9 protein-coding genes are annotated in these 12,025 nt (G+C 45.0%); 4 read left to right on the top strand and 5 right to left on the bottom strand.

All coding sequences use genetic code 11. The features are described from left to right. Positions 1-133: 133 nt before the first annotated feature. Positions 134-913: a flagellar motor control protein ZomB gene (zomB, locus tag L976_RS17840; RefSeq protein WP_037419518.1), complete on the bottom strand. Its 780-nt coding sequence runs from the start codon at positions 911-913 to the stop codon at positions 134-136. A 227-nt stretch (positions 914-1,140) separates the two neighbouring features. Here zomB and cysB point away from each other — a divergent pair, with 227 nt between their 5' ends. Then, a complete protein-coding gene (gene cysB / locus L976_RS17835; protein ID WP_011622367.1) occupies positions 1,141-2,115 on the top strand; it encodes an HTH-type transcriptional regulator CysB in 975 nt (324 codons plus the stop codon). Positions 2,116-2,202: 87 nt separating this feature from the next. On the opposite strand, the gene L976_RS17830 is transcribed toward cysB, so the two are convergent. From L976_RS17830 to ppsR, 4 genes are all read right to left on the bottom strand, one after another. Beyond that, positions 2,203-2,865: a response regulator transcription factor gene (locus tag L976_RS17830; protein ID WP_047538927.1), complete on the bottom strand. Its 663-nt coding sequence runs from the start codon at positions 2,863-2,865 to the stop codon at positions 2,203-2,205. 209 nt (positions 2,866-3,074) lie between these two features. Continuing rightward, positions 3,075-3,506 carry an acyl-CoA thioesterase gene (locus L976_RS17825; RefSeq protein ID WP_047538924.1) on the bottom strand — a complete coding sequence of 144 codons (432 nt, stop codon included), beginning with the start codon at positions 3,504-3,506 and terminating at the stop codon, positions 3,075-3,077. Between the two features lie 149 nt (positions 3,507-3,655). Continuing rightward, the gene (locus L976_RS17820) at positions 3,656-4,720 is read right to left on the bottom strand and encodes a 3-deoxy-7-phosphoheptulonate synthase (RefSeq protein ID WP_047538915.1); all 1,065 of its coding nucleotides are present in this window, start codon (positions 4,718-4,720) and stop codon (positions 3,656-3,658) included. A 181-nt stretch (positions 4,721-4,901) separates the two neighbouring features. Then, on the bottom strand, positions 4,902-5,714 hold the full coding sequence (gene ppsR, locus L976_RS17815; protein ID WP_047538911.1) for a posphoenolpyruvate synthetase regulatory kinase/phosphorylase PpsR: 813 nt from the start codon (positions 5,712-5,714) through the stop codon (positions 4,902-4,904). 124 nt (positions 5,715-5,838) lie between these two features. Between ppsR and ppsA the strand changes: the two genes are divergently transcribed. From ppsA to L976_RS17800, 3 genes are all read left to right on the top strand, one after another. Further along, the gene (ppsA, locus tag L976_RS17810; RefSeq protein WP_047538908.1) at positions 5,839-8,208 is read left to right on the top strand and encodes a phosphoenolpyruvate synthase; all 2,370 of its coding nucleotides are present in this window, start codon (positions 5,839-5,841) and stop codon (positions 8,206-8,208) included. 99 nt (positions 8,209-8,307) lie between these two features. Beyond that, the gene (ydiJ, locus tag L976_RS17805; RefSeq protein ID WP_047538905.1) at positions 8,308-11,349 is read left to right on the top strand and encodes a D-2-hydroxyglutarate dehydrogenase YdiJ; all 3,042 of its coding nucleotides are present in this window, start codon (positions 8,308-8,310) and stop codon (positions 11,347-11,349) included. Positions 11,350-11,437: 88 nt separating this feature from the next. After that, positions 11,438-11,929, top strand: a complete 492-nt coding sequence (locus tag L976_RS17800) for a DUF1285 domain-containing protein (protein WP_047538904.1) — start codon at positions 11,438-11,440, stop codon at positions 11,927-11,929. Positions 11,930-12,025: the final 96 nt, after the last annotated feature.

Genomic DNA, 12,025 nt, shown 5'->3' with positions numbered 1-12,025 from the left:
TGGGCATGTTCATAAATCGTCATTGAGGATGAACGCTTTGTGAATATGCTCTAGGTTGTGTTACTGCTTAAGTTAGATTTCAACCAATAAAAAAGCCAAGTCACTGACTTGGCTTTTGTGTTTTAAAGATTGATCACCATTTCTTTTTCGGTTGAAACAGCATATCGATATCGTCTTCTTCATTCTTGGGCTTAGGTGCACTGGGTGCAGTGAGTTTTTGTGCGCCCATAATTTCATCTAATAGCATTTTGGCTTCATCGACTTTACGGGCGATAAAGGGATCGTTTGGCGTCTGCGCTTTAATTGCATGCAAAGTGGCTAATGCTTTAGTCACCATTTGCTTTGAAGATCCGTATTGCTTCATAAAACTTGCGGCGCGAGCACGTGACAACATAGAGTCAACGTTAATTCTGAGCTGTAAACTATCAATACGATTTTCTTCCTGACCAAATACCGCTGGGTCGACTCTCCCCTTGTTATGCTCTGCACGCAAAATGGCTTTTAGTTTCTTTAACGTTTGTACTAACACCAAAGTTTGTTTGTCGTTATCAGGCAATCTAAAATTCTCAATCGGCGGGACTTGAGGTGGGTTAGCTTGTAATGAATCAATTTGATTTTTGATATCGGCAAGTCGACGTTGAAAATCGGCTTGTTGTTGGCTTGTACTCAGTGATGTTGCCATTTCCAAAGCATCTTGAACACGGCGATAGAGCACTAACATTATATGTGTACTACAAGGTATCATCCCTGTATTGGATAATACGGTTTCTGTTTCATCAAGAATCGCACGTTGGCGGGCAAATTCAATCCTACGTTCAGCCTCTGCACGTTCTTTTTGTTGTTGTATTACGTTAATTCCGATAACAAGCAGTAATAGTGCACCGATGAGGATCAGAACCAAGGTGAATGTCATAGCTGTTCCATTATTTATCCAATTGAGCTAATGCTACAATAAATCAATAAACTAGCATAGTTATCTTAGCCTAGGTTATCATTTCTGTCGTTTGAAACATAAGACTTGTGCTCTATATTCCTATTTGCTTTAATTTTTACTATATACTATAACGATTGATTATAGCTGATACTGAGTGGTGCTATTTTAACCAATCCATTTCAGCCTGTTTGAGACAAGGACATAAGATGAAACTGCAACAGCTCAGGTATATTGCTGAGGTCGTAAAGCATAACCTTAACGTATCGGCCACAGCTGAAAATTTATACACATCACAGCCTGGGATCAGTAAGCAAGTTCGCATGTTGGAAGATGAATTAGGTATTCAAATATTTGGTCGCAGTGGTAAACATTTGACCCATGTGACGCCAGCTGGACAGCAGGTGATTAATATCGCCAATGACATCTTAGGTAAAGTTGAAAGTATTAAAAAAGTATCTGAGGAATATACAAAACCGGATCAAGGTGAATTGAATATTGCGACAACGGATACCCAAGCTCGCTATGCTTTACCCCATATCATTCGCCAGTTTATCGACCGTTATCCCAAAGTTAACCTACATATGCATCAGGGGACGCCATCGCAGATCAGTGAGCAGGCTGCCCGAGGTGATGCTGATTTTGCAATTGCGACCGAAGCGATGCATTTGTATTCCGATTTGATTATGTTGCCTTGTTATCACTGGAATCGCTCCGTCGTGGTGCCAAAAGATCATCCCTTGGCGACACGAACTCATATTAGTATTGAAGATTTAGCCCGTTTTCCATTAGTGACTTATGTGTTTGGATTTGATCGGGCATCGGAAATTGAGAAAGCGTTTAATCGTGCAAACCTTGAGCCGCGGGTTGTCTTTAGTGCTACCAGCGCTGATGTGCTGAAAACCTATGTGCGCTTAGGCTTAGGTGTAGGAGTGATTGCCTCTATGGCGATTGATCCAAATATTGATAAAGATTTAGTTGCCATCGATGCTGGCCATTTATTTGCCCATAGCACCACTAAAATTGGTTTCAGGAAGGGTAGTTTCTTACGAAGTTATATGTATGATTTTATTCAACACTTTGCGCCACATTTAACTCGTGATGTGGTTGAGAAGGCCGTCGCATTGCGTGATCAGCAATTAATTGATGAGATGTTTGCAGATAAAAATCTGCCTATGCGTTGATTAAGCTACGCTATTGGTGAAATTAATAAAAATGCCGCATCAATTGCGGCATTTTTATTGTGTTGAGAGTTGAAATGACACGCATGACTATGACAAATCGACTTTATCCATTTCAAGCTGACTTAAAGCAATAACCGCTTGAGTGCGATTACGAACGCCTAGTTTTCTGAAAATGGCAGTGGCGTGCGCTTTTATTGTTGCTTCAGAAACACCTAAGTCATAGGCAATTTGTTTATTGAGCAAGCCCTCAGCAAACATTTGCAGTACTTTATATTGCTGCGGCGTGAGATCTGAGAGCTTACTGGCCATTTTATCAGTGCTGTCATCTTCGATAGGTATAATATCAGCACCTTTAGGTAGCCATAAATCCCCACATAAAACAGCGGTTAGGGCTTCTTTCAAGGTTTCCATCGACGCCGATTTAGGGATAAAACCGCTACCACCGTAGTGAATAGCACGGCTAATGGTATTGATATCCTCGTGGGCCGAAATCACGATAACAGGCAGCTCAGGGTAGTGAGAGCGCAGATGGATAAGCGTCGAATAGCCGTGGGAACCTGGCATCTGCAAATCCAGTAAAACCAAATCGTAGCTGATACTTTGTGAATCTAACACAGACTGCAACGCATCGGCACTGTCAGCCTCAAACCACTGGGTGCGCTCAAAGGCACTACTGAGTGCTTGACGTAGTGCATTTCGAAACAATGGATGGTCGTCGGCAATAATTATATTTAAGTTTTCTAGCTTCATGGCTTTTTTGATTATGTTCGTGGCGCGTGAAGATTAAACCCAATGTAACAGAAAAGTAATCGAGGATCCTATTGGTTTATGCAGCAAGAAGGACAAAATTTTTATATGTTTCTGGTTGTTATACTTTTGTCTTGCTTAAATGAACGAATAAATTAGCCCTAAAACCTTGCTGTTAAAGGGCTAGAGTACGTTATTACGTAGTATAAATCTTATTCAGCCGTCCACACTTGGGTTGGATGGCGTTGTTCGTCTACCGCAACAAAGGTGAATACGCCACGGATCGCATGCTCACGGTGATCTTGGTACATGTCTTCGACAAAAATATTGACTTCGACCTTTAACGAGGTATTACCTACATGGATCACGCGGGCGATAAGCTCTGCTAAGGTACCCGCTGGAATAGGTTTTTTAAAGTCGATTCGATCAGAGCTGACTGTAACTAAGGCTTTACGGCAGAAACGAGTCGCAGCAATAAAAGCGGTTTCATCCATCCATGCTAAGGCTTCACCACCAAATAAGGTATTGTGGTGATTGGTGATAGAAGGAAATACGGCTTTGATTACCCGCGCTTCGGATTGATTGATTCGTTGTTCGATGGCATCGGAAAAAGTAGGGCGAGTAGAGTCGAGTGAATGTGGCATACGGCAACCTGAGGTTATGCATTTTCAAGAGGCGCGATTATAGTGAGTTTTCAATTTGAATGATATAAAACGACTATATCGTTAGGTTTTAAGACAAAACGAAAAGTAAAAAGGCTTCCAGTGGAAGCCTTTAGTGTTTGGTAATCGACTTATTTACCGAGAAGTTCACGCCTATCGCGTGAGGCTTTAGCCAGATCTCGCAGTAATTTTTCTGAGTCATCCCAATGTAAGCAGGCATCGGTAATGCTTTGGCCATAGCATAAAGGTTGACCCTCAATCACTTTTTGATTGCCTTCCTGTAAGAAACTTTCTGCCATGATGCCGGCAATGGCCGTACTTCCGGTACGCATTTGCGCCATGATATTTTCAGCAACGACCAGTTGTTTTAGGTGATTTTTTTCACTGTTACCGTGACTAAAATCAACCACCACACGCGGCGTTACATTGACAGACTCAAGTTTTAATCTTGCTTGTTCAATATCCTGCTCAAAGTAATTAGGTTTTTTACCACCGCGTAAAATAATGTGCCCATAAGGATTGCCATGGGTACGATACACTGACATAGCGCCATCTTTATCTGGTGAATAGAAAATATGTGGCACTTTGGCGGCACGAACGGCATCAACGGCGATATTGATATTGCCATCGGTTCCATTTTTAAAACCTACAGGGCAGGAGAGTGCCGAGGCCATTTCGCGGTGGACTTGGCTTTCAGTGGTGCGAGCGCCGATAGCGCCCCAGGTGATTAAATCAGCAATATATTGACCGTTCACCATATCTAAAAACTCGGTGGCAATCGGCAATTTCAGCTCAGTGATTTGCTGTAGTAGCTGACGGGCAATACGCAATCCTTTATTGGGTTCAAAGCTGCCATCTAAGTCAGGATCGGAAATTAACCCTTTCCAGCCAACAATGGTGCGCGGCTTTTCAAAGTACACCCGCATTAAAATACAGAGATCGTCCTTTAACTCTTGATGCAGCACAGCTAAACGGCGGGCGTAGTCGAGGGCAGCTTGCGTATCATGGATAGAGCAAGGGCCAATGATCACCAGTAGACGATGATCTTCGCCCATAATAATGGCTTCAACTTCACGACGTTGCTGAACGAGGTAATCGGCTGCATCTTGGGTTAACGGGTACTCAGATGCCAGTTGTGCAGGTGAGATGACTTTAGCTAATAAGGAAGTGCGTAATTCGTCTGTTTTAATGGTCATTCAAAATACCGAGCTTGCGTGCGGCGCTTTTCGCCAGATTGCCTCGGATTATAACGAATCGAACAGCATTGCACAGTGCCAATTGTGTTAATTGTCGGCAACTGTGCAATGAATTTGATTTAAGTTAGACCTATTTAGCCTAAATCGAGGGACTCGATTGTCTCGTTCGAAATCATCAAGATTAGAACATATGACGTTCTAAACCCGTCACATCTAAAATCTTAGTGGCGATTTCTTCGACCGAGTGGTTGGTGGTGTCGATATAAGGAATACGTTCACGTTTGAACATCATCTCGACTTCTTTTACCTCTAAACGACACTGCTTTAAGGAAGAGTAGCGACTGTTTTCCATCCGACTTTGGCGGATTTCATGTAAGCGTACCGGATCGATGGTCAACCCAAACAATTTTTTCTTATTGCGTTTTAAGGCTTCGGGCAGTTTAAGGTTATCCATATCGTCTTCGGTGAACGGGTAGTTAGCCGCTTTAATACCAAACTGCATCGATAAATAGAGGCTGGACGGGGTTTTACCGCAGCGAGACACGCCCAGCAGGATCAAATCGGCCTGATCCATATGCTTCATGGTTTGGCCATCATCATTATCCATCGCAAAATTGATGGCATCGATACGGGCTTCATAACCCTGATTGGCTTTACCGTGGGTGCGGTGTAATACAGGCGATGCACTTACGCCTAAATGTTGTTCAAGTGGAGCGACGAAGGTATTTAAAAAATCGTAATCGAGACCTTCACTCGAATAAATGATGTCCCGAATTTCCGGTTTAACGATTGAATGGAACACTAAGGGGCGTTCGCCTGTTGTAATAAAACAATCATTAATTTGTCGTTTAACGTTTTCAGCTTTTACCAATGTTTCAACAAATGGAATTGTAAGTGACTCAAATTCTAATGGAAATTGCGAGAGAACTGCATGCCCAAAAACCTCTGCTGTGATCGCTGTGCCGTCGGAGATGTAAAATACCTTTGGTGCCATACTGACCTCTTGTAGTAATAAAATTACAAATAAAATTATAGATTTACGCTTCTTCAGCGGGAGTGTAAAATGCCGCTGCCCTCGTGTGAAGGGGCCACTGAAATAAACTTGCGGAGATAGAACTGTGCAGCAATACGTACTCTGGTATCAGGAATTAGGCATGGGTGACGTCAACTTGGTTGGCGGTAAAAATGCTTCTCTTGGCGAGATGATCAGCAATCTAGCTAATGCCGGTGTTCAAGTACCTGGCGGATTTGCGACTACTTCTTATGCGTTCAATGAGTTCCTTGAACAAAGTGGAGTAAACCAGAAGATTTATGACATTCTAGCCACACTGGATGTAGATGATGTCAATGCACTGGCAAAAGTAGGTGCACAGATCAGACAATGGGTGATTGACACCCCATTCCAACCAGCTTTAGAGCAAGCCATTCGTGAAGCTTACGATAAACTTGCCGCTGAAACTAGCGATGCATCATTTGCAGTACGTTCTTCTGCTACCGCAGAAGATATGCCAGATGCTTCTTTTGCTGGTCAGCAAGAAACCTTCTTAAACGTGAAAGGATTTGACTCTGTACTCGTGGCGATTAAGCACGTGTTTGCGTCACTCTTTAACGACCGTGCAATTTCATACCGTGTTCACCAAGGTTATGAGCACCACGGTGTTGCCCTGTCTGCCGGCGTACAACGCATGGTTCGTTCAGACAAAGCGGCATCAGGTGTTATGTTCACCATGGACACTGAATCAGGCAACAACGATGTGGTGTTTATCACTTCATCTTTCGGTCTGGGTGAAATGGTTGTTCAAGGTGCGGTAAACCCTGACGAATTCTATGTCCACAAACCTATCCTTTCTCAAGGTCATAAAGCCGTTGTTCGCCGTAATATCGGTAGTAAGCTCATCCAGATGGTGTATTCCGATGATGCTGCTCACGGCAAACAAGTGAAAATTGAAGACGTTGCTGCTGAAAAACGTCGTCAATTCTCCATCAACGACGCCGAAGTGATGGAACTTGCTAAACAAGCAATGGTTATCGAAAAACACTACGGTCGTCCAATGGACATCGAGTGGGCGAAAGACGGTAACGATGGCAAACTCTATATCGTTCAAGCGCGTCCAGAAACGGTTCGTAGCCGTGAAGACGTACAATTAATTGAACGTTACCACTTAAAGAGCCGTGGCGCAGTGATCTCTGAAGGTCGTGCTATCGGTCATAAAGTGGGTTCAGGTGTGGCTAAGGTATTAACTTCAATCGCGGATATGGATCAAATCCAACCAGGCGATGTGCTAGTGACCGACATGACTGACCCAGATTGGGAGCCTATCATGAAGCGCGCCAGCGCCATCGTGACTAACCGTGGCGGTCGTACCTGTCATGCGGCGATTATTGCCCGTGAATTAGGCGTACCTGCGGTAGTCGGTTGTGGTGATGTGACTGACCGTATCAAAAATGGTCAGTTAGTGACGGTTTCTTGCGCTGAAGGTGACACAGGTTACATCTACGAAGGTAAACAAGAGTTTGAAGTGATTTCAAACCGCGTTGACTCACTGCCAGCATTACCGATGAAGATCATGATGAACGTGGGTAACCCAGATCGTGCATTTGATTTTGCCCGTTTACCTAACGAAGGTGTGGGTCTAGCGCGTTTAGAATTCATCATCAACCGCATGATCGGTATTCACCCGAAAGCGTTGCTTGAATTCAACCAACAAGATGCTGCATTGCAGGAAGAAATCAACGAGATGATCGCCGGTTACGACTCTCCTGTTGAGTTCTACATCGCTCGCTTAGTCGAAGGTATTGCATCTATTGGTTCGGCTTTCTATCCGAAAAAAGTGATCGTACGTATGTCAGACTTTAAGTCTAACGAATACGCTAACTTAGTCGGCGGTGATCGTTACGAACCTGACGAAGAAAACCCAATGTTGGGCTTCCGTGGTGCGAGCCGTTATATCTCTGAATCATTCCGCGATTGTTTCGCACTTGAATGTGAAGCGATTAAGCGCGTGCGTAATGAAATGGGTCTGAAGAACGTTGAAGTCATGATCCCATTCGTCCGTACCGTGAAAGAAGCTGAGCAAGTGATTGAACTGCTGAAAGAGCAGGGCTTAGAGCGTGGTAAAGATGGTCTACGCGTCATCATGATGTGTGAAGTACCATCAAATGCGCTGTTAGCGGATCAGTTCCTTGAGCACTTCGATGGTTTCTCTATCGGCTCAAATGACTTAACACAGTTAACACTCGGTCTTGACCGTGACTCAGGCATCATCAGCCACTTGTTTGATGAGCGTAACGAAGCGGTGAAGATCCTGCTGTCTATGGCCATTAAAGCGGCTAAGGCCAAGGGCGCTTATATCGGTATTTGTGGTCAAGGACCTTCAGATCACGCCGATTTCGCGGCTTGGTTAGTTGAACAAGGCATCGATACCGTATCGTTAAACCCTGATACCGTAATTGATACTTGGTTATATTTAGCCGAAGCGCACGCTTGATCTAGGCCGTAATTTTATCAAGGTGTTAAAAAAGCCGCTTTTTAGCGGCTTTTTTTTGTTTATAATGGGCCGCATAACAATAATTGACTGAAGCCGCCCATGTTACCTCTGTTATCACATCAACAAACCTTAGAACCTGTTTATCTGGCCTATCTTGATGCTTTAGAACAAAGTGCCTATGAAGGTGATATTGATAAGCGCTACAGCGCGCGCTTAGTGCAAGCCACGGATAACTCCGTCTATCAATTTTTGCCCCAGGCGGTGCTTTATCCTAAACACCAAAAGGATATCGAGATAGCACTTAAACTTGCTACGAAAGCAGAGTTTGTGGGTGTGACTTTTAGTGCCAGAGGCGGCGGAACAGGCACTAATGGTCAGTCGCTGACCCACGGTTTGATCCTTGATGTGTCTCGTTATATGAATCGTGTGTTGGAAGTGAATCCTGAGCAGGGCTGGGTTAGGGTTGAAGCTGGGGTCATTAAAGATGCGCTAAATGATGCGCTGCGTCCCCATGGATTCTTCTTTAGTCCCGATCTCTCCACTTCAAATCGCGCCACTATTGGCGGTATGATCAACACCGACGCCTCGGGCGCAGGCTCTTTGGTGTATGGTAAAACTTCCGACCATGTACTGGCGCTGCGCAGTGTATTGATAGATGGCAGTGTGTTAGATACTCGTCCTCTCGATGCGGGTCTGTTATGTAATCCCGATAACGTGAGTGAAAATCCGCTTGGACAAAAACTGATTTCGGCTATTGCAAAGGTATGCCGTGAGAAGCGCGCGCTCATTGAGCAACAATTCCCTAAACTCAATCGATTTTTAACTGGATATGACTTAAAGAATGTCTGGAATGAAGGCTTAACTCAGTTCGACCTTTCACGCATTTTAACAGGCTCTGAAGGCACGCTGGCGGTTATCACCGAAGCGAAACTCAACATTACACCACTGCCGAGTGAGCGGGCGATGGTGAATATTAAGTACGATTCCTTCCAGTCTGCGCTGCGTCATGCACCTTCCTTAGTGGCTGCGCGGGCAACGGTTGTCGAAACCGTGGACTCTAAAGTGCTTAATCTTGCCCGCGAGGACATTGTTTGGCATTCGGTTTCCGACCTTATTCAAGAAGTGCCGGGTAAAGTCATCGATGGCCTGAATATGGTCGAGTTTGCTGGTGATACGGCAGAAGTTGAGCAAAAACTCGCGAGTCTTGAGGCTGTATTGACCGAGCAAATTGGTCGCGGTGAATGTGGTGTGGTCGGTTATCAAGTCACTCAAGATAAGGCCAGCATTGAGAAAATCTATGGCATGCGTAAAAAGGCCGTTGGATTGCTCGGTGCTACCAAGGGGCGTCGCAAACCCATTGCATTTGCCGAAGATACTGCTGTGCCACCTGAAAAACTTGCCGATTATATTATGGAGTTTCGTGCGCTACTCGATAGTCACAATTTGCAATACGGTATGTTTGGCCATGTGGATGCGGGCGTATTACACGTAAGGCCTGCGCTGGATATGTGCGATGTCGAAGATGAAAAACTGCTGAGGGTGATTTCTGATCAAGTTGCAGCACTGACGCTCAAATACGGCGGCCTGATGTGGGGCGAGCATGGTAAGGGCGTGCGTGGCGAATACGGCCCATCGGTATTTGGCGATGAACTTTATGGCGTATTGCAAGACATTAAAGGTCTATTTGACCCTGATAACAGGCTTAATCCCGGCAAGTTAGTGGCGCCCAAGCAAGTCGGCAGCTTGGCATTTGATGTGGATAGTACCAAGCGCGGCAAGTTTGACAGACAAATTCCCGTCGAAGTACGCGATGCCTATCCCGATGTGATGAATTGTAACGGCAATGGCCTGTGCTTTAATTACAGTAGCTACTCGCCTATGTGTCCGTCATTTAAGGTGACTGGCGATAGGGTGCAATCCCCTAAAGGCCGTGCGGGTCTGATGCGTGAGTGGCTGCGTTTGCTTGAGTCGGAAGGGGTGGATGTGAACGCGCTGGCGAAAGCCAAACCCTTAGGCATTTTGCAGCGGATGCAAAATACCATCAATGCGAAGCGCGATTACGATTATTCCCACGAAGTGATGGAATCGCTTAAGGGCTGTCTTGCGTGTAAGGCGTGTTCGAGTCAGTGCCCGGTTAAAGTGGATGTACCTAAGTTTAGGGCGCAATTCTTTAATATTTACTATCAACGTTATCTGCGTCCGGCCAAGGATTACCTGGTTGCGGGCATAGAAGATAGCTTACCTCTGATGGCTGCTGCGCCAAGACTGACTAATTTCGCCTCGCAAAACCCACTCAGCCAATGGGTCATCAAAAAGGCTATTGGCTATGTGGATGCGCCAGCGCTGTCGGTGCCAACCTTAAAACAACGACTCGATGGCCATGCGAGCCGCGGCTATGATCTGGCGGCATTGCAGGCCATCCCCGCCGATGAGAGGGCAAAATTTGTATTAGTTGTACAAGACCCCTTCAACAGTTTCTACGATGCGGGCTTGGTGTATCGCTTTATCCAATTGATTGAAACCTTAGGATTAAAACCCGTTCTACTGCCATTTAAGCCCAACGGTAAACCGACCCATATAAAGGGCTTCTTGGGTAAATTTGCTAAAACAGCGCAGTCGAGTGCGGATTTCTTAAACCAAGTGCATAAGTTAGGCATGCCAATGGTTGGGATCGATCCCGCCTTAGTGCTCTGTTATCGCGATGAATATAAAGAAATTTTAGGGGCTAACCGCGGCGCGTTTGAGGTTAAACTGGCTAACGAATGGCTGCTTGGCATACTGCAGGATATTCCTACTAAGGCCATGCAAGATAAACAATTTACTTGGTTTAGCCATTGTACTGAGTCTACGGCGAAGCCTAATACCGCCAATGAGTGGAGCAAAATCTTCACTCACTTTGGCGCTAAATTAACGGCAGTGAATCTGGGCTGTTGCGGCATGGCGGGTACCTACGGCCATGAGGCTGAGAATCTTGAGCGTTCTAAGACCTTGTTTGATATGTCATGGAAAGACACCTTAAGCAAGATGGATGCATCACAGGTGCTAGTCTCTGGCTACTCATGCCGCAGCCAAGTGAAACGTTTCGCCGGTTACAAGCCAAAACATCCATTAGAGGCTTTATTGGAGCTCGTTAAGGCTTAACGCAATTTTTTATTAGGGATTGGATAATCCCTAAGGCAATGCCACACTAAACCAGTCGTCAGGCTGGTTTTTTTATTGAGGGGACGCTATGGAAAAACACACGGACAATGTTATTGACACGCTACAGGCATTTACCAGCAAGACAAAACAGAATGATGACTTAGCACAGCAAACTGAGCTATGTAGTCAAACAACGTTATTTTGTATTCAACTCTCCGGTGACTGGTTATATCAGGACAGCCCATTACCGACGAAGTTTGCTAAGCTGTTTGCCAGTATTTTACATCACATCGATGGGGAGCATTTTCTAATAACCCCAGTGGAGAAAGTGCGAGTCGAGGTGGATGATGCGCCGCTGTTGATTGTCGATTATGTGAAGGATGAGACTGCATCGGGTTTAACGCTGCGCAGTAGTATTGGCACCGAGCATTCTCTGGCGACACTCCATCATTTAAAGCTCACCGACTTTGGGATTTATCTGCCGCTAGAGCGCGGCCTATGGGGAAAATTGAGCCGTGCCTGCTACTACAATTTTGTGAATGAATTCAATTTAACCGATGAAGGTGGCCTCAGTGCTTAAAGATTTTGATTGTAATAACTTGGGGAGGCTGACTAGTTTATTATGGGTTAAGTGATAGTATTAAAACTAACCTTAGCCAATCCTACTCGGGTTTAG

The organism is Shewanella sp. ZOR0012 (assembly GCF_000798835.1).
In the GTDB taxonomy this organism is placed as follows: Bacteria; Pseudomonadota; Gammaproteobacteria; order Enterobacterales; family Shewanellaceae; genus Shewanella; species Shewanella xiamenensis.
Note: the sequence above shows the minus strand (reverse complement) of the source record. Positions and strands in the feature narration are given on the sequence as shown.